The sequence below is a fragment of the Paenibacillus sp. FSL R10-2782 genome (genome assembly GCF_038592985.1).
Classification (GTDB): Bacteria; Bacillota; Bacilli; order Paenibacillales; family Paenibacillaceae; genus Paenibacillus; species Paenibacillus terrae_C.
Genome location: NZ_CP151951.1, coordinates 4,844,360 through 4,866,010 on the forward strand (window position 1 = coordinate 4,844,360; position 21,651 = coordinate 4,866,010).

Here is a 21,651-nt window from a genome sequence, read left to right on the forward strand (position 1 = left end):
CCTTTAAATGGTTATTGGCTTGCAGGTATCCAATATCGAGCAATGACAAATAACAAAGTTAAGACACAAGAAGAATAGCAAAAAGGCATAAGGATTGCATTTATAATTCGAGAAATTCTTTCTTTATAACCACCAAATAAGTCATTAGAATATAATAATATAAAACCAATAATGGAAAAAGGAATGAAATATCTACCTTGAACTCCTGATACTATTTCGTAGCCTACACCACCTACCTCTGGTATAGATGTCCAAATTAAATATAATGATGTTTCAACTAGCACAAATATAGAACAAAAAATTAAGGCATAAAATATTTTATTTCGAATGGTTATTACTATTTCTTTATTCACATCAACTATTGCAACAATAAAAAGAAGAGTTATAAACATAAAAACAAACAATGGAGGTAGATTGGTGTCCAGCCAGCCCAAATTACCTATAAAGCTATTTAAATAGAAAAAACGAAGATGGACAATAGTTCTCATCAAAATTTCGATATAATTAAAAGGATGAGTTAGAATGAATATAAATTGGTCTTTAATATAAATCCCATCCCCTGGTGCAGCGCTACCCGACTTAGAAATTAAAATCCATAGTAAATGTGCTACGATCCCCGACAGTAGGATGAGGAATATTTTTATAATCTTATCTTTTGGTGAAGCAAACTTAGTTCCTGGTATTAAAAATAAAAGAAGTAACAAAGGATAGTAAACTTGTTTCAATTCTATCAAGAATACTGATAGAAAACATAGTAATAAAAATTTATTTTTAGTGATTAATGAAACACTATTGTTGTAAGCTAAATACATAATAAAACTGGTTATTAGCATAGACATACTAATAACCATACTATCGTAGTTAAGTGATGCCGATAATCCTAAAGACATTGGCATAATCGCAATTAACAAAACTAATCTTTTGAAAAAAGGAATAATTTTCAGAGAAAAATAGATACAACCTGCGTAAAACAAAAGATTTCCCAACCTACCTGCATACATGTATGTTACCGGTGACAGCGTCCCCCAACTCGAAAACCCAAAAATATAAGAAGAAAACTTTACCAAAAACATAAAAAATGCTTGTGGAAGATACAATATAGGATGTGTTTTGGAGGTACTATATTGAGTAAAAATCTTTTCTTCATAATTAGCATTTGTAGTAGTATCAGCATAAAACTTTGTATAATCATATTTCTCATTTATATTATTAATTAAATATCTATGAGAAGATTCAGAATCAAGTATAGCTTTCGGGATATAGTTTCCTATCTCTCCTTGGTCGTTTGTTTCAGGAAAAAAATTTAAATTAGAAACTAAATATGCTTTTTTGAAGTGACTATCTTCATCAGCCATTTGGAAAGGTGGTATCACAAAAACAAAAACAATACCAAATATAAACATTAATTTTAAAAACAGCTTATTAATACGATCATCATAATTAATTAGATTCATTAATCCACCTCTATATTCCCAACTTACCTATACTATTAAACCAACCAATCAAGAAAAGTCTTGTTATAGTAGACTATGAATGTCAGATCATCTTGAGCTTGTTTTTTATTATTAATAAACAGTTCTCCTTGCTTATAAGGGTTATTATCAGCCTTATAAGCTGTGATTGAATGCCCTTGTGTACCAGTTGAATTGACATAAAGGTAATATTTTTTGCCCTTAGAATTTTTAATAGGCGGAAAACGTAATTTAAAAAATTGATTATCTTGTATGCTTTTAGCATCAACAGTAGTTGAGTAAATATCTTTATGATCACCTACTAGCCGAAGGCCTACAGTTACGTCTCCTGTGTTCTCTCGCATATATGTCGCCAATTTAATAGATACTCCGCTTAAATCATTGACATCTGCTTGAAATGTCTGCCCAAACTCAAGTCCTTCTGTTATTTCACCTACAGTTTTAGAACCAGTTTCTTGTAAAATAGAAATCGAATATTTACCAATATTACCCACGTAAACATAAATTAGCATAAGAACTATGAGAATAGGGACGATAGCCTTTCTAGCCTTAGACAGAATTTTTTTCATATACCTCTCCGTAATTTCCTTTTATATTTTGAAATCCATACATCTCGATTACATCATTTTGAATATGATTCCACTCTCTCTGTTTAGCAGTGTTAAGACCATTTTTTATTAACCTTTGTCTCAATTCTTCATCTTCACACACTTGATTGATCATATAAAGCGCATTTTCAATATTTCCCTGTTCGTACAGCATGCAATTTTCACCATGCTCTAGATACTCTAAATTGCCCTCATTTGGAGCAACTATTGATATTCCCCCGGTAGCCATCATTTCAAGAGGTGGGTAAGAAAAACTCTCAAGTATACTTGATTTAATTAAAATGTCACATTTCGAATAAATATTACCAACCTCATCATGCGGAACCTTATTCAGAAATTTATCAACTTTATACCATTCCTTTGGCTTACCACTATACGATAAATACCAAATTTCAAATTTTTCACGGTCTAGACTGTTAGTTATTTTAAAACTCTCGTCAACATTCTTATAATAGTCGTTAGAGTTTCCTTCAACAAGGACTTTAATTTTCCCCTTAAATGTTCTATTTCTAAAGGTAAACAAAGACAAATCTATACCATTAGGAGCAAAATTCACTTTTTTATTGTATTTGCTCGTTAACCATGTTTCGCACCACTTAGATATAGTTAAATAATTTATATTGGAAAACGAATTATAAGTTAAGTTAGCCCAAGTCCTCATATGATTGCCCGGCTCGTAAAACCTTGTCTCAAAGTTTTGTACTAAGTAATATTTTTCCTTTATTTTCGGGTATATGTTCAAAAAATGAGTTGTTGACCAAAGGGTTGCAACACATTTTCTAAAATATGAATGAAATGAATGCCGATGATATGAAACCACATTGATCTCTCCGTCATTATTAATAATGTTCTCATCATCTTCACTCATAGAGATTATCGTTACGTCTTTGCCAGCATCACGCAAAATATTACAGTGTTTTATGACTACATTAACTCCTCCACTTATTTGAGTTGAGGGAAGTACAAACGCTATATTCTCATTAAGCTTTGATTCAATAAACTCAAATAGATTGTATCCTGTGCTTAATGTAGTCCAACCATTCATAACATCATTAAATGCTTCTTGGCCTATCATTGATCGAAAAGAATGATCTAAAATGAGCTTATCCAAATAAAACTCCCAATCTTCCGCTGAATCACACAAAACTCCGTTATGTTCATGAGAAATAATCTCATTAAAAGCACCCACATTACTTGCTATTGTCACAACTTTTACTAAGCCTGCCTCCATCCATTTGTTTTCTGATTTAGCTTCGTTGAAAACAGTATGAATTAATGGGGCGAGGTTAATATCTACTTTTGAAATTAGATCAGGAAGATTCGTCCATTCTGTAAATTTTCCAAAAAGTATCCGATCTTTGAAGGCACTTAACTCTTCTGGTATATCTAAAATCCCAACTACCTTTAAGTAAACATTATTATGTTTCTCAAACATCTTTTTCACTACTGGGAGAATCAAATTAAAATCATCATTATGTGTAATACTACCGCTGAAATACCCAAGAATTACTCTATTGGTTATTTCAGGGGTAATTTCCTCTATGTCATTTTTTGGTTTTAGAGCCTTTAAAGATAGTTCTACCATTTTTTCCGATGCAACATTTCTATTAATAAAAACCTCTTCTACATATGGCTTCAGTTCATTGGCAAGTCTACCAGTAGTAGTGATTGCGTAATCACACATACTAAGAGTCTGTCTCGTTCTATTGACTCCATCCATATAAGCGTCGAATTCTTCTTTAGACATATTTTCTAAATATTTAATATCTTTAACATATTGATAATCAATAACCAGATCATCAATGTCAAAAAAAACTTTTTTATTGAAATAGTTTGCTTTTTTTATTAATCCCTCAACTACATCTGTATGGGGGCAGCGAAAGAAAACAAAAGCTCTGTAATAACGAACCATTTCAATATCCAATTCTTCGTAATATACAGTATCGCAAGAATAGCCATTGAAGTGAAGTTGCTCTACTTGATGATCTACTCGATAACGTGGTGGATGTGGGAGTGAGCACCCATTAATAAAAAGAATATCTTTATAATGATAGTTAGACTTCATTTTAGATCTAAGTATTCTTCGTTTCGTATAGTTAAGAGACTTTTTAATAAAGGAGCTAGCCCCCTCATATTTGATCGTAGCAACTGATTTTTTTATTAACATGTTAATACCCAAAATACTATCCCCTTCTAATCTGTTTTTTCAAGAATTCACTTCTAATTTCTTTTTTCCTTAATTTAACATAAGGTTTAACATTTTCCCCACCAGCTGTAGATGTAGGTGATATTCTCCAATGATAAAGTACTTTAGCAATATGCTGAACTTTATTGGTCTTTTCCAAAGCTCTTATAGCTAAATCCCAGTCTTGCACTCCCTCATATCCCTCTCTAAAGCCCCCTATTTTCTTTACTAATAAAGTTTTATAAACAACTAGATGACAAATATAATTAACATGCAGCAGTAATGAGAGATTCCACTTTTTCTTGAAAAAAGGCTGTTTTCTTTCACCATTTTCTAATTTATCTTCGTTACTATATAAAATATCGACATCTGGAAATTTATTTATCCGATTGGCGATCTCATATAATGCATATGGAGATAAAATATCATCGTTATCTAGAAGTGCGATGTACTCACCACGAGCCATTTCTAATGCCGTATTGCTGCAAGCAGAAATATGACCATTTCTACTCCTATATACAACTTGGATTCTTTTATCTTTCAATCGATATTCTTCAAGAACTTTATGTATATGCGAGGAGGTAGAGCAATCATCGGCTATACATAATTCCCAATTTTCATAATATTGATGCAACACAGATTCAATGCATTCTCTTAAATAGCTTTCGTCAACATTGTACACAGGTAACAGAATGGAGATTAGTGGATTCAATTTAAACGAATTGCAATTTTCGATTACATCCTCATCAGTATAAAGCTCATTAGAACTAATCCAATTACCGTACCAGCTATTATTAGTCAGTAATTGCAAAGGGTTATATTTTATTTTAGCACGTATATATAAACTATAAAGAACGTAGTATATACCACATAAATAAGAAAACATTATTTTAAAAAAACTAACTATATTTTGAATAATAAAAATCACAGACATCAGAAATATCACCCACTTTGATCAGCTGCCCCTTTTCAAGAATAGCTCCTCTACTACATAAATTACGAATTTGATCAATAGAATGGGAAACTAATATGACACTTGTTCCATTTTCAACCATATCTTTTATTTTGTTTTCACACTTTTGTTGAAACTTAAAATCACCCACTGACAATATTTCATCGACAATCAAAACATCTGGTGTTGCTGCTGTAGCGATAGCAAAGCCCAAACGTGCATACATTCCCGAAGAAAAATTTTTAACAGGGACATCTATGAACTCTTCTAGCTCAGCAAAATCAACAATTTCTTTAAACTTTTGTTTCATTTCTCTTTTGCTATACCCTAAAACTGCACCATTCAAAAAAATATTTTCTCTTGCTGTAAGTTCCGCATCGAATCCAGCCCCCAGTTCAATTAGAGGCGCTATCTTCCCATATACATTTACACTTCCTTCAGTAGGCTTTAAAACACCAGCAACAACTTTTAAAAGTGTACTTTTACCGGCCCCATTAAGTCCCAAAACTCCAAATAGTTCTCCCTTATTAATTTTAAAGCTAACATTTTTCAAAGCCCAAAATTCAGTATAAGAAATTTGATTTTTAAAGCGTTTTATAAGATATTCCTTAAATGTAGTTATTTTTTCACTTGTCATATTGAAACACATGGAGATATTTTCTATATAGACAATCGTTTCAGGTGTATTCATCAATAAAACTCCTTAAATATATAAAATAAATTTATCTTGTCTTTTCTTGAACAAATACAAGCCTGCTAATAAAGTCACAATAGCGTAACTAGCACATTGCAGATTCAAAGATAACGGTGGAACATGTCCATACAAAAGCGCTTCTCTAAAATGAGCCAAAAAATAAAAGAATGGATTGGCCATAAGCATAAACATATACTTGTCCGGCATAATATTCATTGGATATATTATTGGAGTGGCATACATCCAAGCAGTCATTAGAACCCCATAAATATGTTCAATATCTCTAAAAAACACCACTAAACTACATAAAATAAGTCCTACCCCAAGACTGAAAATAAAAACATATAAAATAGATACAAAACTAAAAATAATATTAATGTTCATTTCAACGCCCGTAACCAAACAAACAATTAAAACTGCACAAAACGAAAACAATAGATTTACAAGTGAATAAATCACTTTAGAAAGAGGGAATATATATTTTGGAATATAAACCTTTTTAATAATTTGCCCCGAAGAGTAAATTGAAGACATAGCCATTGAGGTTGCATCTGAAAAAAAGTTGAAAAGTACTTGCCCACTAATTACATAAGCAGCAAAGTTTTTAACGTTAAATTTAAATAGTTCTTGAAAAACCAACGTTATAATAAGCATAGTTAATAATGGGTTAAGCACGCTCCAAAGAATTCCTAGCACAGACCTTTTATACTTAATTTTTATATCTTTAATAACTAAAAGCTTCAATAAATCTTTGTATCTAAAGAAATTTTTGAAATAACCTTTTAGCTGTTTCATATTTTTATCAAACACCTGCTTCATTTTATTTAACAAACTATTCTAAATGAGTTTTTCCATCTTGCCAAAAAATCAGTTTCAATTGTGTAAATTCCGCAAAGTAGCCCCTTCAACCTACTTATGCTAAAATATTGACGTATCTACAAGAAAAGGAGATTGTAAACCTTGTCGAATCCAGTATACGGGAAACAGGCCAAAACGTCGACCCGTGACGATAAAAGGCCGGCTATTTTTTGGGTGTTAATTGTTGGGATTATTCTCTTTTTGGGTTGGGCCCCCTTCCAGGCTGCACTTTTTAATGGGCAAATGCTCGATTTTGAGAAGCCCCTGTATTGGGCTTTGATCATCAGCACGGTTCTACTGATTTTGGGAATCGTAACCTATTATAAGAAATTCAAATTGGAAGATCAAAGAGACTGGTTGGCGGTGTTTGTTATGTTGCTCCCGCTGACATACGTACTCTCATTGATTTCCGCTGCTTCTCATTATCTCGCGATGAACATGGTATTAGTTCAATGCATCTATGCCTCATTGTTCATCATTACATTGTACGCCTTGCGAGATCGGTTGAGCAACCGGATCATCCAAACGGCGATTATGACCGTAGCTTACCTTATTATAGGCTTCGGATTCATTAACTGGTTCGGGCAGTGGGTGCTGGCTGGTCGCTTGGTAGGATGGTTCTCGTCAATGGTCACTGGCAATCATTACACTGATGCTGTTATGACAGACTCCAACGGTCTACGTCTTACATCAGTGTTTCAGTACGCGAATACATATGCGGCATTTTTGATGGCGTTTTTGTTCGCGGCGGTCTTTTGTCTGATGCAGTCGAAGACGTGGTATAGAAAAGCGGTACACGGCTTTATGCTGGTGCCTATTCTGGTATCACTATTCCTGACTCTTTCACGTGGTGGTCTCGTGATGCTGCCCGTAGTGTTTGTACTGTTACTCTTGTTCTTTAAACCTGCACGTCAAATTTTGTGGATTCTGCATTGTGCAATTGCGGGTGTAGTTTCACTTGCTATTTTGAGCCCTATTACAAACTGGGGATTGCAGCTGAATCAGACCTACAATGGCGCTGAGGCGGCAAAAGGCTGGGGACTGCTGATTGGTGCTTCTGTCGTGACTGCTGTTGTTCTCTGGCTCATACAAGCCTCTCTGGGGTCTCATCTGGAGAAAGGCCTGCAAGGTCTGGCTTCACGCAAGCTGTCAAACCTGTGGCTTCCTGTTGGCTCTGTGATCGTCATTGGTGTAGTTGCGTTCCTGCTGATCGGTACAGGGCTACGGAGCTTTCTGCCAGCCAACGTGGAGACACGTCTGGAAAATATCAACTTCCAGCAGCATAGTGTGCTGGAACGTATAACCTTTTACAGCGATGCTTCCAAGCTGATTGCCGATTATCCGTTGATTGGTGCGGGCGGCGGCGGTTGGGCTACGCTGTATGAAAAATACCAAGATTATGGTTATACAAGCCGTCAGGCACATAACTTCTTCATGCAGTATCTGGTAGAGGTCGGTATTCTTGGATTCATCATTTTTATGGCGTTCATTCTTTATATTTTCTACAAATATATTAAAGGTTACATCAAGAAGGATGAGGAGCATCAGGATAGTCACTTCCTTTACCTGATCTTGACGATGTCTATTTTGCTCCATAGTCTATTGGACTTTAATATGAGTTATGTGTTCATGGGCATGCTGGTGTTTATAGGGTTGGGCGGTATGGCCGCCGCGATGGATACACAGCCTGTAAAACGCTTGGCGATGAAGTCAGAGGGCTTCCGTCCGATTTACAGCATCGTTATCGGTATCCTCAGCATTGTGCTTCTGTTTGCAGGACTGCGCTTTATACAAGCCAGCAGTGCTGCTAGAGAAGCCAAAGCGCTGGAAAGCAGCAATTCTTTTGAAGAAAGACAAGCTGCCTACAATAAGGACTTGGATCTGCGTCCAACTCACATTGATTCAATTGTTGGCTTGTCTCGTATGTATTATCAGGTATATCAGCAAACCAAGCGCGAAGAGTTCTATACAGGCGGTCTTGCCGTTCTCGGCCTGGGATTGAGCGCAGAACCGTTTAATAAAAATATGTTGATCATTGAGATGAGACTTGAACAAGCCAAAGGAAACAATGACAAGGCCTTTGCCATTTTGGAAAATAATCGTGCTAATTTCAATTGGGATTTGGATTGGCACAATTTGCTGATCACTCAAGCGTTTGAGTTTGGTAATAAAGCTCGTTTGGCCAAGGACACTGCGAATGAGAAAAAATACTTTGATGCTGGAATGAGTGCCTATCAACGTATTCTGGATGGTATGGCTCATTTGAAAACTTTACCTCCCACACAGCTCACAGGTCGCCCTTTTGAAATTACACCTTCAATTGCATTGAATGCCGGCAAGATTCAGTTCGTATCAGGTAAGCCTGCTGAGGCTGCCAACATTCTGAAAAACGGCTTGAGGGATGATTTGAGCGATGCTACCGATCGTGAGGTCGCCCGTTACTACATCGCTGCGTTGCAAAAGCAGGGACAGGATGATAAAGCTTTGTACGACAAGCTGATTAAAGCTGATCCGAAGGAGAAAGAGCAAATAGCTCAGTTGAAATCGGAGAAATAGAGCAACATAAAAAGAGACTGCCGTGATATAACACATCATTGAAGTGACCCCGAAAAGTTAGACGGTATATAATTAAGCTATCTTGAGGGTATGAGCCCGGTATTGAGCGGGACTCATGCCCTTTAATCTTGCCTTTATACGGTCGTTATTGTAGTACGTGATATATTGATCAAGTTCCTCTTTGAAGTGTTCGATGCTTTCAAATTCTTGTGTGTATAAAAATTCGGATTTTAGAATGCCAAAGAAGCTCTCGATCACGGCATTGTCATAGCAATTGCCTTTACGCGACATACTTTGTGTTATTCCATGTTCCTTTAACGTGTGTTGGTATGGGCTCATTTGGTAGTGCCATCCCTGATCTGAATGAATCATGAGCGAATCTCCTTCATTTATTTGTTCCAATGCCTTGTCCAGCATCTTGGAAACAAGAGAGTAGACGGGGCGTGATTCCACTGTATACGTAATGATTTCACCGTTAAATAAGTCCAATAGGGGGGATAAATACAGCTTCTCACCAAATAACTTGAATTCCGTAATATCCGTCACCCATTTTTCATTAGGCTTCGTTGCGTTGAAGTCTCGATTTAAAATGTTGGGTGCGATTTTACCAACAGTTCCTTTATATGAACGGTACTTTTTCATTCGTACCGTACATTTCAAACCAAGTTCACTCATGATTCGTTGTACTTTTTTATGGTTGACTTGGAGCTTTTCACTGTGCAATTGATCTCGAATTCGGCGGTATCCATAGCGGCCTTTATGCTCTTGATAAATGGCTTGAATACGGGATTTTAAGTCAGCATCTTTATCTGGTTCTCCGAATGTGTTCACCCAGTAGTAATACGTACTACGTGGTATCTGAGCCAGTTGCAGCAGAGCCGTAACGGGGTATTTCAGCCTTAGTTCAAAAATGACTTTCACTTTGTCTTGCTTTGTGATTTTTCCTTGCTTTGAACTAAGGCATTCAACTTTTTTAAGTAGGCATTCTCCATACGCAAACGTTCTATTTCCGCTTGTAACGCCTCGATAGAGCCTTCAACTGGAGTAGGTTTCTTGGATTCTTCTTTCATGGATGGACGCCCCTTTTTCTTTGATTTGAGGGCATCTACACCTTCTGTCTCTAGTTGGTTCTTCCAACGTAGTACCAGAGAATGTGTTGGTATATTGAAGATCGCAGCTGCTTCGCGGATAGATGTCCCATGTTCGTTTATATAATGAAGCACCTTTAGTTTATCTTCCACGGAATAGGTTGTATAGCCATTTTCAAAACCCTGTTCTCCATGATGTTCGTACTGTCGAATCCATGTTAGGAGTATACTATGCGATACTCCTATACTCCTCGCTATGCTTTTCTGTCCTTCCTTCCCTTCAAGATACCTTTTTACCGCTTGTATTTTTTCTTGTGTGGTCACTTTAGCCATTACAAAAACTGCACCTCCAATGTTAGATGGTGTCTAACAATTGGGGTGCAGTTCACATCTGGCAGTCTTTTTTTATACTGAGGAAGAGGGGCTTATTACGGTGATACTTTTTTTTGCTGATCCATCTTTTCAATAACTTGCCTCATATAAGCCAGCACTTCATCTTTAATCTCATTATGCTGCAGAGCATAATGAATGGTTGTTTCAATGAACCCTAACTTTTCTCCAACGTCATGGCGATTTCCATCAAATTCATAAGCCAGGATCGGATTCTTTTCACCCAGTTTGGACAATGCATCCGTCAATTGAATCTCCCCGCCTACTCCAGCGGATTGCTGACCAAGGATGTCGAAAATATCTGGCGTCAAGATATAGCGTCCCATGATCGCCAGGTTGGAGGTTGCTTCTTCTTTCTTCGGCTTCTCTACCAGACGTTCTGCTTCCGAGATTTTGGCGGTAAGTGCATGCCCTTCAACAATCCCGTAACGATGAACCTCGTTCCAATCCACTTGCTTTACACCTACAACAGAGCGCTGATACTCGTCGAAAACGTCCATCATCTGTTTGAGACATGGATTCTCAGACTCAACAATGTCATCACCTAAAAGCACGGCAAAAGGCTCATCCCCTATGAATTTACGTGCACACCATATAGCGTGACCTAAACCTTTGGGCTCCTTCTGACGGATGTAGTGTATGTCTGCCATTTCTGTCGGCTTGCGCACCTCATTGAGCAGATTCCATTTTTCCTTGGCGGCCAGATTATGCTCCAGCTCAAATGAGTAATCAAAATGATCCTCAATAGCTCTTTTACCTTTACCAGTAACGATAATAATATCTTCAATCCCAGATGCTACAGCCTCTTCGATAATATATTGAATGGTTGGCTTATCTACAATCGGAAGCATTTCCTTAGGCATCGCTTTGGTAGCAGGTAGAAAACGGGTTCCTAATCCCGCAGCAGGAATAATCGCTTTACGGATTTTCATGGGTTAATCTCCTTTGTCTTCAATATAACGGATAGATATACTTCTATGATTATAACAGGAAGGTGGATTCATTTAATAGGCTAAAGAAGAAGACATCTTCCCTCAAAGAGAAAATGTCCTCCAATCACTTACTTGTGCTATATGAATATATTATGCTTCTGTAATCTTTTTGGCTCCATACATATATAACCAATTACTTCACTAGTTGCCCGCGTGTAACACCCAACTGATTCGTTGCTTTAAGCGTCTTCCAGACCTGTGTGCCGCTGATTTCTCCGCGCAGGGCACGGTTGTAGAGGTCAATCACCTCTCGTACCTGCTCCGGTGTCTCCTCCAAAAACTCCACGCGGTAGCGGGACACGCCCAGCTCCATAAAGTTGGACAGGTACTCGGCACCTGATTGCTCGATGGCGTTGTATACCGTGTTGCGGCAGCCTTCGTCCACGCGAACGGGGTGAGACATACCAATCCGGTCGCGCAGGGATGCGCGATGGTCCTCACAAGGACGCCCGCAGTTGGTGTAGTCTGTGCCTTCGCTCATGAAGGTACAATATACGCAATGTTCGGTATGGAACATCGGCATATGCTGCTGGATCACGATCTCCAGCTTATCGGTACGTGTGCGTCTGAGCATATCGACCATTTGCTGGATGTTCAGATCATACGACGGCGTAACCAGGTCGCAGCCTGAATCCAGGAACAAATCAGCCGCTTTGTGGTTGGCGACATTCAACGAGAAGTCACCAATCAGTTGCGGATGATGTGCGTCCGGATTTTCCAGCCGATGACGCATGTAGAAATACAGCGCCCCCGGATTGCGTACCAGCACAGCATCTGGCTTCAGACGCAGGATGTTGTTGTGGTAGCCGTTTTCACCCGGCATGTGAATACGCGGGGTCGCCAGCGCAATTCGGCGCCCTGCGGCGTGTACAGCCTCCACGGCTGCCGGGAATTGCTTGATGAACTCGAAATCGGCGTAGATGAACTCCACGCCGGCCTCCAGCGCAGCCTCAACCTGCGGGAGGCTGCGGCACAGCGCGGTCAGTTCTGCCTGACCGCGTGCCACTGGCGATGCGGGAACCGATGCATCGCCATACACCTCTACCGCCCGCTTCGTGTACACGGGCGGTTTGGGGCGCTCGCCCGCGAGCAATTCCACCGCCTGACGGCGGATACTGTTCAGCTCGCGCATCGGCACGATGACGTCCCCATGCAGGTGGACGTCCATTTCTTCCAGCTGGAACACCGTTCCGCCCAGTCGGCCGAACTGCTCCTCAAGCAGTTCGCGCGTCATTGGACGCTTCTGGGCGGTTTCAAGTTCCAGCTCGGAATCCACACGGACCGTCGTGCCTTTCTGCACATCGGTCCACCAGGTCGACAGCGGCTGCCCTGGAGAGCCGCTGACACGCACATGTACCGGGAAGACGCGGTACGGCTTGTCGGTGTCGTACGTCTGGCGCAAACGCTTGTCCAGCGCCGGGTCGTTGGTCTTCCAAATGCGGTCGCCGACATGTACACGGCGCAGATCGACATCGTTGCGTCCCGCTACGATGTCGATGATCCAGCCTTCTCCGGCTTCGCCTTCGATCTTTACACCCTTGCGACGGATATCGTATACGCGTCCGCCTTCTTCTTTTTGCGTGGGATCTCCCGCATCGAATACAATACCGTCGCCACGCTTCAGCGGTGCATCAATACGGCACACAACGCCGTCACGAAGGATTTGTTCCACCCGGCCCAGATACACACCCCGGCTTTTCGGGAACGTACCATCAACCAGCTTCTTGTTATTCGTTCCTTCCAGAAACCCGTGCGTAAAGCCGCGTGAAAAGCTTTGCTGAAGCTCGCGGATATCTTCTTTGCTGGTCTTGGACGTGTCACCTTCGAAATACTTATCAATCGCCTTACGGTACTTGCTGACCACGTTGGCCACATATTCAGGCGTTTTCAGTCTTCCTTCAATTTTAAAAGAGATGACACCTGCCCCAATCAACTCCGGCAGCAGATCAATTGCAGCCAGATCCTTAGGTGACAGTAGGTACGTCACATCGGCCATCGGCTTTTGCTCGCCATCCACCATCAGATCGTAAGGCAAACGGCATGCCTGTGCGCATTCGCCGCGGTTCGCAGAGCGCCCGCCCCACATTTCAGAAGTCAAGCATTGACCCGAGTAAGATACACATAACGCGCCATGTACAAATACTTCCATCGGAAGTCTCGCTTGCTCCCCTATTTTTTGAATCTGTTTTAAGTTATTCTCACGTCCGAGCACGACCCGTTCAATGTTGTACGGTTTCGTAAACTCTACCGCCTCCGGCGAGGTAATTGTCATCTGGGTAGAACCATGGATCGGAAAATCCGGCGAAATATCGCGGATCATTTTCACCAAGCCCATATCCTGAGCAAGCAACGCGTCCACACCCGCATCCACGCAGGCATCGACCAGTTCCTTGGCGTCCTCCAGCTCGTTTTCAAACACCAATATATTGAATGTCAAAAAACCCTTAACCCCATAGCTATGCAAAAACGCCATAATTTCAGGCAGTTCTTCCATACGGAAATTGTTCGCCCGCGCCCGTGCATTGAACTTTTCTACTCCGAAAAAGATCGCATCGGCTCCATTCGCCACCGCCGCACGCATACAATCCCAGTCACCGGCCGGTGCCAGAAGCTCGACATCTTCTCTTCGTACTGCTGATTTCATCATTGTCCTCCCTATACTGAGAAATAACCTGTTATTCTTTGGTTAAGCGTTATTTTTCAGAGCAGCGATGCTGCTTATTTTAAAATCCTATGAACTATCATCCTATCCGATCATCCCTACTCTGAACCCCAGGCTCACGGGATCAATGGCATCCAACTCAAAAAATCCGCATCACAAATCTGCGGCATAATCATTCTTATCTTGTAACTAATCTAGTGTACCAGACTGCGCCCCAAGCTTCTACACTTTCCAAGCGATTCCTAGCAAGAATATCATACTGAAAACAAAAAAACACCTCCATATCCGTCAAGCAGTGCGTTGGAGGTGAGTCATATAAAACTAGAAAGAAGCGAAGTAAATATCGCTGCTCAGACTACTTCTTAAAAAAAGGAAAAGTAGGTAGGATAGGCAACCTAGTAAAACGTGCTGCCTTTGCTCTTCTCTGCTCACACTTTAAAAAGATTGGCGATCTTATGGCGGGTGCCAGCGGAGCGGGCCATTTGAATCCGGAGAAGCGTCAGCGCTCGAAGGATCAAATGGCCCGCGCAGCGCTCTCCCCACCATAACTCACTAATCTTTTCCCTACACCCTCTACTTCACAAACATAAACGAATTCAGCGTTGAATCCAGTGCATTAGACTGCACGCCCGTGTTGTTCGCGTCATTCAGCGTCGTTGTCACGGTATACGTTTTTCCGTCACGCTCCAGAACGATTTGACGTCCTGTGTAGCCAATGCCTTCTTCCACGCGATGGAATGTAAAGGAAGCTGCCGAAACCCCAGCAAACGTCACGTCCTTAACCTCTTCAACCTTGAGGTTTTTGTAGCTTTTACCCTGCTTATCGTAAAAGTCCTTGAGCTGGGATACCGTTAACTCGAACGATTTGCCATTATCGACTTTGATGGAGAAGCTTCCTCCGGTAAACTGGTACTCCACATCACCCAATTCAAACTGGTCGCTGATCGCTGTCCAGTATCGTGGAATATTCACCGTGTACTCATAGGCTTTGGAGGTCTTTTTGACCGTTTTCGTTTTGTCTGCCAGATAGTCGTCCTCTTCCAGTTGTCCGAAGTTGCTCGCTACAGTTTGGAAGTCGATTTGAAGCGAGGAAATGAGCGCATTGAACTGATCATTCCCTTTGCTCACTTTTTCCGGCACAGCGTATTCAGCCAGATAGCGATATCCATTTTGCTGAATCAGCACACTGTATTCTTTAACCCATCCGTCGCCAAAATTGTATCGATACTCCTGAACCAGCCCCTGAACCCCCGCAACCTCCAGTGGATACGTCTTCTGGGCCTCATAAGCTGTAGATACAAATGAATCGCTCAGCCACTTTTGCAGCTGTTGACTCCAGTTTTCCAACTTGGCATCAGCCGGAGCTGAGGTCACCTTCAAGCGGAAACTCGATCCATCATTGCTTTCGTACTGCATCCGCTGGTCGTCCATTTTCCAGCCTGCCGGTATGCTAAGCGACACACCATAGTCCGGATTTCCAGCCTCTCGTGTGCCCCCTACAACGGTGGACAGATCTTTAATGCTTTTATCCTGTGCATTGAAGGAAGTTTTGAAGGAATTTAACAGACCCGCATACTGTGAGAGATCCTTATAATTCGTTGCTTTGGCATCGGAAAAATAAATGACATACAGTCGCCCGTTGTCATAATACTGACGGTTTTCCCACAGCACGCCGTCTCCATCCTTCGTAATGACACGCGCATAAGGTACCTTCGATTTCGGGAAGGATTTTCGATCTACAACGATTTCTCCCGTCTCCTTGGCGGTTTGCACCAACTGTTGGAGAAGGTCGTCCGCATTCAACGGAACCGGCTGTGAAGCCGTATGCACTTCCATATAATACGCACTATTCTCGTCCATGAATGTAGAGATACTCTCATCCCCGCCACCCTGACCGATGACCAGTCCTGTCGGATAGTTCATGGACCAATCGTAGTAGCTGTTCCCGATCTGCGTCTTGCCCTCATCATTATCAATGCTCGGCGTCTCTTCCGCTACCTTGCCTGCGTCTTCTTGCGCCTCCATCCGAATGATAATTCCCGCACCATTCTTCTCCAGCTTGCCTCCGAGACCCTCTGCTACTTGCCGCAACGGAACCATCAAGATGCCTGACGACATTTCCGGCGGAGCCGGAAGTGTCACCTTGTGACCTCTCACCCAGGCAGTGCGGCTTCCGATGGTCAGCGATACGACGTGAGCGCCGCTGCTAATTTTGACCACATTATCTTCAGCCAGCCGAATTTTGCTGTTAAATGCTTTTTTGAACACACCAGCCGGAACCATCAGTGCACCGCTTTTCGAATAGGGTTTTGCAATATTGGCATTCTGACCGTTCACGATGGCTGTGTTGCTGCCGCCTTGCAGGCGTAGCTCCAAGATCGTTTTATCACTGACCGCCGCAACTGCCGGCAAAGCAGATAGCAGAACGGACAACGCAACAGCGCCAGCTCCCAGCTTATGCATCATTTTTCTTTGAATATGCTTCACAATAATCTCCCTCTAGCTATATTTGATATCATAACGCTCCGTTTTCAATTACTTTCCTGTAACGGTCGCCTGTTGGACTGACTCAGATGCTTCCTTGGAAGGCGCTACATTGCCATCACCAGTTGACTCATCCGAGTCCCCGGAATCCTCTCCGCCCTGAATAGATTCATAGATTTCGCCATTATCCTGTGACAGTACCAACTTGCGTTTTACAATATCGCCGTCCGTCTGCATGAGCAAGCTCACCGTCTGACCCGGCTGATAGCTTTTAAGCAACTCGTTGATGTCGATAGTGGAAGCCACACGCTTGCCGTTTATGCTATACAACTCGTCGCCTTCCTTGATTTTGGCCTGAACAGCACTAGCCGAAGTAATTTTTGTGACTTTCAAAGGGTCCTCCGTAGGCAGCCCCACGATCGCCGACCAGCTCTCTTCCAATCCTAGACCAAGACTCGCACGCCGAACCTCACCATACTTGAAAAATTGAGCAATCACATACTTCACCGTATCTGAAGGAATCGAAAAGCCCATATTTTCAATACCGACAGCCGAAAATTTCATTGTATTGATCCCGATTACCTCGCCCTTGAGGTTTACAAGCGGACCGCCGCTGTTACCAGGATTGATTGCGGTATCGCTTTGGATGAGACGATAGGCAGCGTTGACGCCACGGTTCAATCCGCTGACGACACCCGAAGTTGCCGAATTACGCAGGGAAAAAGAGATAGGCGTTCCGATAGCCACTACCTGCTCTCCCACCTGAAGGTTATTCGGTGAGCCTGCTAGGGTAGCAGGCTTGAGGCCGCTTGCTTTGATTTTAACCAATGCCAAGTCACTGACCGGATCGCTGTAGCTATCTGTAATACCGTAAGATTTACCATCCGATGTCACGACCACAGCATCATTTAATCCTTCAATGACATGGGCATTCGTGACAATCCATCCATCCGCCCGAATGATGACCCCTGTGCCGTGAGCAAGGTTGTAGCGATCCCCGCCTGATACGGCTTGTCCCGTTGCTGAGCGGCCGATAATGCCTACCACAGAGGGAGATACGTTTTTAACCACCTGCGGCACACGATCGGTCGATAACGTATATGTACCATTTGCGCTGTTATACGCGCCGCTGGTTCCTAATGCTTTATTCACATCGCCTACATTCACATAGACTCCGCCGTTAATGATCTTTGCCTTCAAAGCGGTTCCGCTGCTGGCTGCACCTGCTGTTCCAGATACACACAAAGCGCTACCCAAAGCCAGTATGACCGCCCTTTTCCCCATCTTACGCATATGTTCACCTTTTCCTCTCTAACATGACCCTGTTCTATCAGTTAGTCCAAATCTACCATAGAGGAGACACGCATACAATCGCTTTAAGCCCTATCTTTTTCTAAAAAAGCTATAATTGCCGCTTACATGACCCCTCATGTCATTTATACTATAAAATTACCAAATCCTTATATCAAGAAAATAAGCAAAAACGATAAATAATCGTTATAGCGTTTGGGTCATTCCTTCATTTACGGGCACTTCCAACTATGATACCATCACATTATATCTTAGTTCTATTGTCGGAAATAAAAGTATAATCTTGAATCCCTGCAAACAATGCTTATGAAGGAGGCAAATGGATGGCTTACGAACCAATCTGGACCGCTCATCCCGATAAACTGAACAAATTTGAATTTGCCAAGCTGGAAAAGGACGGTCTCGACGTCATACGCACCATTATCGAAAACTATGCGAGCGAAGGCTTCGATTCGATCTCTGCGGACGATATGGACCGTTTCAAATGGGCTGGTGTCTATCAGCAAAAGCCCAAGGATGGTCATTTCATGATGCGTGTCCGCATCAACACAGGTATCATGACATCAGCGCAGGCACATGCATTGGCGGACATAGCCACGCTGTACGGACGCGGCCTCGTTGATGTCACCACCCGTCAGGCTATTCAGTTTCACTGGCTGACGGTTCAAGACTTACCTGATATTTTCAAGCGGCTGGAAAAAGTCGATTTGTACTCTTTTGAGGCTTGCGGCGACTGCCCGCGTACGATTGTTGGCAATCCACTCGCCGGCATTGATCCGAATGAATTGGTCGACACCAAGGACATTGTGGATGAAGTCAACCGTTTTTTTCTATTAAATAGGGACTTCTCCAATCTGCCGCGCAAATACAAAATGTCCATCTCCGGTAATACGTACAATAACGCGCAGGCTGAAATTAACGATTTGTCCTTTACGCCAGCTACTAAAGTCATCGACGGGGAAGAAATCATCGGCTTTCATGTGATGGTCGGTGGAGGTTTATCCGCCAAGCCACATTTGGCGCAATCGCTGGACCTGTTTGTCCGTCCTGATGAAGTTTTGAAGGTTGCCATTGCAGTCACTACCATTTTCCGGGATTACGGCTATCGGGAAAAACGACATCATGCCCGCCTGAAGTTCCTCATCGCCGATTGGGGCCCGGAAAAGTTTTTAGCCAAGCTCACCGAGTATATCGGCGAAATGCCCAGCCGGGGCGAGGATAAAACGATCGGCTGGCAAGCAGCCTACTTTGACGGTGTGCATCCACAAGCGCAACAGGGTCTAAACTATGTCGGTCTAAACGTGCCAGTCGGCCGTCTGGCTGCTGACGAGCTGCATGAGCTGGCTGAGCTGGCTGACCGCTATGGTGATGGACAGATTCGTACCACCATGTCACAAAATATTTTGCTGAGCGGCGTGCCGGACGACCAGGTGAATGAATTACTACAGGCTCCTGTGCTGCAACGCCTGACGCCACAGCCCAAGCATTTTATGAGCCGTACAGTTTCATGTACCGGGAATGAATTCTGCAATCTGGCGATTGTGGAGACTAAAAAGCGGGCGGTTGACGTTGCCGAGTATTTGGATCAGCACATAGAGCTGGATGAAAAAGTGCGCATTCATTTCATCGGCTGCCCGAATTCCTGTGGACACAAGCATATTGCAGACATCGGTCTGCAAGGCTCGCTTATTAAGACACCCGAAGGCATGGTCGACGCGTTCGACATTGCTGTCGGCGGAACGCTTGGACCGGGTGCCCAGTTCAATAAAGCACTCAAAGGCCGCGTACGTGGTGATCAGGTCGGCCCTGTGCTGGCAGAACTGATTCTGTTTTACAAAGAAAATCGAAATGCTGGTGAAACTTTTTATGCGTATGTACAACGGGTAGGCATTCCGACTTTTCAGGAAAAGCTATCTGCTATTTTGCAGTCCAGCACCGTCGCTTCCTGAGGCTTGTAAGTAAGGCTCTTCTATAATATGTTCTCTTAACCTAATAGGCCTTCCAAGGCAGCCTGTTTGTATTTCGCATACAAGCAGGCTATTTTCTTGTGGTCATAACATGGCTACAAAAGGCTCTCTGCTGTGCTTTCGAAAAAAAGACACCGGATTATTCCGGAATCAAAATTTTAGCGAAATCAAGCATGACCGGCTTACGAGCGCCGCCGGATGTGGATGTCACCACTGCATAGCCTGTCGGTATTTTGTATACGAGTCCTGTGTCATATCGGATGCCGAAGGAATTGTCTTCCTTGTAATGGGTAGTGGTTTCCCAAACCTTCGTTCCGTTTCCTTTCAAGCCAGTGATGGTGATCCCATGCATTTTTGTGGTGCTTCCCAGCGGATCATATCGGTCACTAAACTGGACGTACACCTGCTCCTCCGGCAGATATACCCGGTCAGTCGGATAATCCTCAGTATCACCGAACAATTGAAATCCGTTGCTCAAAATCTGTGTACGCTTGCTGTTCCCTTTAAGCCCTGTCACTGCAATATGGCCTCCAGGCAACTCACGTACTTCTGCAATGTCTTTACCCATGCCCAAGTCAAAATGGATGTTACGGATTTCTTGTCCGTACACATCTGCCTGTACTCCTACCGGGCCATGAGGACTGTTCATAAGTGCATAATATCCATCGTGATTCCCGACCAGCCAACCCGAAGTCACTCCGGTCTTCGTCCGTTTCCACAGCTCCTCACCAGTTTCAGAGTATTTGAATACGGTGAATGCTTGCTCCACCCGGTTCAGAGAGGATACAAGAAATCCTCCATCTGCAAGCGGTTCCAATCCTATAAGAGAGTCCTTTCCACGGGATACCAGACCCTCTGTTTGTAACATTTTGGACCATATGGCATTCCCTTCATCATCTAACCGAGAGGCTTGCAGCTCCCTTATCCCATCCGGCTTCGTATAGTCGATCAGCAACAGCGAGCCACCATCCGACGTTTCCCGCTGGACTCCTCTACTATCTGCCCCAGACTGCACATTCAGATCCAGCTCATGTTTCCACACATCCTCCAGCGAGCTGTCCAGCTTGCCATACGTGACATGCACCACGCTTGCCTCGTTGCTGTCTTCGATGTTCAATACCAGAAATCCACCATTCGATGCCGATTGAATATAATTATGAGGGTTCTCTTCATCCTCAAAGCTTCCAATCGCTGCGCTGGTTTCAATTTCAGCCTGCTTGGGCACAGCCGCCTCGGACACCTCGGATGCATAAGACGGAACAGCGCTAACCCCCATGACCAATATCGCTAAAGCAACTCCTGCTGTCCATGAATAAACATGTGTACGTAGAAAATCGTTTCGCATTCCCTTCAAACGTTCCAGCTCCCTTCATGACTTTACCTCAGAGATGTTTTTAAAAACCTTAGATGTGATAACACTACAGATGGCTGC

The 21,651-nt window shown here is 42.6% G+C and carries 14 protein-coding genes; 2 read left to right on the plus strand and 12 right to left on the minus strand.

Features of this window, described 5'->3' with window-relative positions:
• Window positions 1-11: 11 nt before the first annotated feature.
• The 6 genes from NST83_RS22360 to NST83_RS22385 are packed head-to-tail and all read right to left on the minus strand — an operon-like array spanning window position 12 to window position 6,706.
• Window positions 12-1,454, minus strand: coding sequence for a DUF2142 domain-containing protein (locus NST83_RS22360; protein ID WP_342415698.1), 1,443 nt, complete (start codon window positions 1,452-1,454; stop codon window positions 12-14).
• A 35-nt stretch (window positions 1,455-1,489) separates the two neighbouring features.
• Window positions 1,490-2,041 (minus strand): hypothetical protein, encoded by a 552-nt coding sequence (locus NST83_RS22365; protein WP_342415699.1) that lies wholly within the window; start codon window positions 2,039-2,041, stop codon window positions 1,490-1,492.
• A complete protein-coding gene (locus NST83_RS22370) occupies window positions 2,022-4,259 on the minus strand; it encodes a glycosyltransferase (protein WP_342415700.1) in 2,238 nt (745 codons plus the stop codon). The genes NST83_RS22365 and NST83_RS22370 overlap by 20 nt, the downstream gene beginning before the upstream one ends.
• Before the next feature lie 4 nt (window positions 4,260-4,263).
• Window positions 4,264-5,199, minus strand: coding sequence for a glycosyltransferase (locus NST83_RS22375; RefSeq protein WP_342415701.1), 936 nt, complete (start codon window positions 5,197-5,199; stop codon window positions 4,264-4,266).
• On the minus strand, window positions 5,165-5,908 hold the full coding sequence (locus NST83_RS22380; RefSeq protein ID WP_342415702.1) for an ABC transporter ATP-binding protein: 744 nt from the start codon (window positions 5,906-5,908) through the stop codon (window positions 5,165-5,167). Before NST83_RS22380 ends, NST83_RS22375 begins: the two co-directional genes overlap by 35 nt.
• Before the next feature lie 12 nt (window positions 5,909-5,920).
• The gene (locus NST83_RS22385) at window positions 5,921-6,706 is read right to left on the minus strand and encodes an ABC transporter permease (RefSeq protein ID WP_342415703.1); all 786 of its coding nucleotides are present in this window, start codon (window positions 6,704-6,706) and stop codon (window positions 5,921-5,923) included.
• A gap of 165 nt (window positions 6,707-6,871) precedes the next feature.
• Here NST83_RS22385 and NST83_RS22390 point away from each other — a divergent pair, with 165 nt between their 5' ends.
• Window positions 6,872-9,325 carry an O-antigen ligase family protein gene (locus NST83_RS22390; RefSeq protein ID WP_342415704.1) on the plus strand — a complete coding sequence of 818 codons (2,454 nt, stop codon included), beginning with the start codon at window positions 6,872-6,874 and terminating at the stop codon, window positions 9,323-9,325.
• A 72-nt stretch (window positions 9,326-9,397) separates the two neighbouring features.
• Here NST83_RS22390 and NST83_RS22395 read toward each other — a convergent pair.
• From NST83_RS22395 to NST83_RS22415, 5 genes are all read right to left on the minus strand, one after another.
• A protein-coding gene (locus NST83_RS22395) for an IS3 family transposase (RefSeq protein ID WP_342415705.1) occupies window positions 9,398-10,746 on the minus strand; the annotation gives its coding sequence in 2 pieces (ribosomal slippage) (window positions 9,398-10,302 and window positions 10,302-10,746; 1,350 coding nt in all).
• A 95-nt stretch (window positions 10,747-10,841) separates the two neighbouring features.
• Entirely contained in the window at window positions 10,842-11,735 is an 894-nt protein-coding gene (gene galU / locus NST83_RS22400; protein WP_342415706.1) for a UTP--glucose-1-phosphate uridylyltransferase GalU, read from the minus strand.
• 193 nt (window positions 11,736-11,928) lie between these two features.
• Window positions 11,929-14,439 carry a DUF3656 domain-containing protein gene (locus NST83_RS22405; protein ID WP_342418022.1) on the minus strand — a complete coding sequence of 837 codons (2,511 nt, stop codon included), beginning with the start codon at window positions 14,437-14,439 and terminating at the stop codon, window positions 11,929-11,931.
• A gap of 591 nt (window positions 14,440-15,030) precedes the next feature.
• Entirely contained in the window at window positions 15,031-16,944 is a 1,914-nt protein-coding gene (locus NST83_RS22410) for a stalk domain-containing protein (protein WP_342415707.1), read from the minus strand.
• 48 nt (window positions 16,945-16,992) lie between these two features.
• Complete coding sequence (locus NST83_RS22415; RefSeq protein WP_342415708.1) at window positions 16,993-18,234, minus strand: trypsin-like peptidase domain-containing protein; 1,242 nt, start codon at window positions 18,232-18,234, stop codon at window positions 16,993-16,995.
• A 341-nt stretch (window positions 18,235-18,575) separates the two neighbouring features.
• On the opposite strand from NST83_RS22415, the gene NST83_RS22420 reads away from it, so the two are divergent.
• Window positions 18,576-20,201 (plus strand): nitrite/sulfite reductase, encoded by a 1,626-nt coding sequence (locus tag NST83_RS22420; RefSeq protein ID WP_342415709.1) that lies wholly within the window; start codon window positions 18,576-18,578, stop codon window positions 20,199-20,201.
• A gap of 157 nt (window positions 20,202-20,358) precedes the next feature.
• On the opposite strand, the gene NST83_RS22425 is transcribed toward NST83_RS22420, so the two are convergent.
• Complete coding sequence (locus NST83_RS22425; RefSeq protein ID WP_342418023.1) at window positions 20,359-21,564, minus strand: hypothetical protein; 1,206 nt, start codon at window positions 21,562-21,564, stop codon at window positions 20,359-20,361.
• Window positions 21,565-21,651: the final 87 nt, after the last annotated feature.

Excerpts from the sequence above, each read along its gene's own strand:
- NST83_RS22360 (WP_342415698.1), bottom strand. The coding sequence starts at position 1,454 with ATGAATCTAATTAATTATGATGATCGTATTAATAAGCTGTTTTTAAAA.
- NST83_RS22365 (WP_342415699.1), bottom strand. The coding sequence starts at position 2,041 with ATGAAAAAAATTCTGTCTAAGGCTAGAAAGGCTATCGTCCCTATTCTC.
- NST83_RS22375 (WP_342415701.1), bottom strand. The coding sequence starts at position 5,199 with ATGTCTGTGATTTTTATTATTCAAAATATAGTTAGTTTTTTTAAAATA.
- NST83_RS22380 (WP_342415702.1), bottom strand. The coding sequence starts at position 5,908 with ATGAATACACCTGAAACGATTGTCTATATAGAAAATATCTCCATGTGT.
- NST83_RS22385 (WP_342415703.1), bottom strand. The coding sequence starts at position 6,706 with ATGAAACAGCTAAAAGGTTATTTCAAAAATTTCTTTAGATACAAAGAT.
- galU (WP_342415706.1), bottom strand. The coding sequence starts at position 11,735 with ATGAAAATCCGTAAAGCGATTATTCCTGCTGCGGGATTAGGAACCCGT.
- NST83_RS22405 (WP_342418022.1), bottom strand. The coding sequence starts at position 14,439 with ATGAAATCAGCAGTACGAAGAGAAGATGTCGAGCTTCTGGCACCGGCC.
- NST83_RS22415 (WP_342415708.1), bottom strand. The coding sequence starts at position 18,234 with ATGCGTAAGATGGGGAAAAGGGCGGTCATACTGGCTTTGGGTAGCGCT.
- NST83_RS22420 (WP_342415709.1), top strand. The coding sequence starts at position 18,576 with ATGGCTTACGAACCAATCTGGACCGCTCATCCCGATAAACTGAACAAA.
- NST83_RS22425 (WP_342418023.1), bottom strand. The coding sequence starts at position 21,564 with ATGCGAAACGATTTTCTACGTACACATGTTTATTCATGGACAGCAGGA.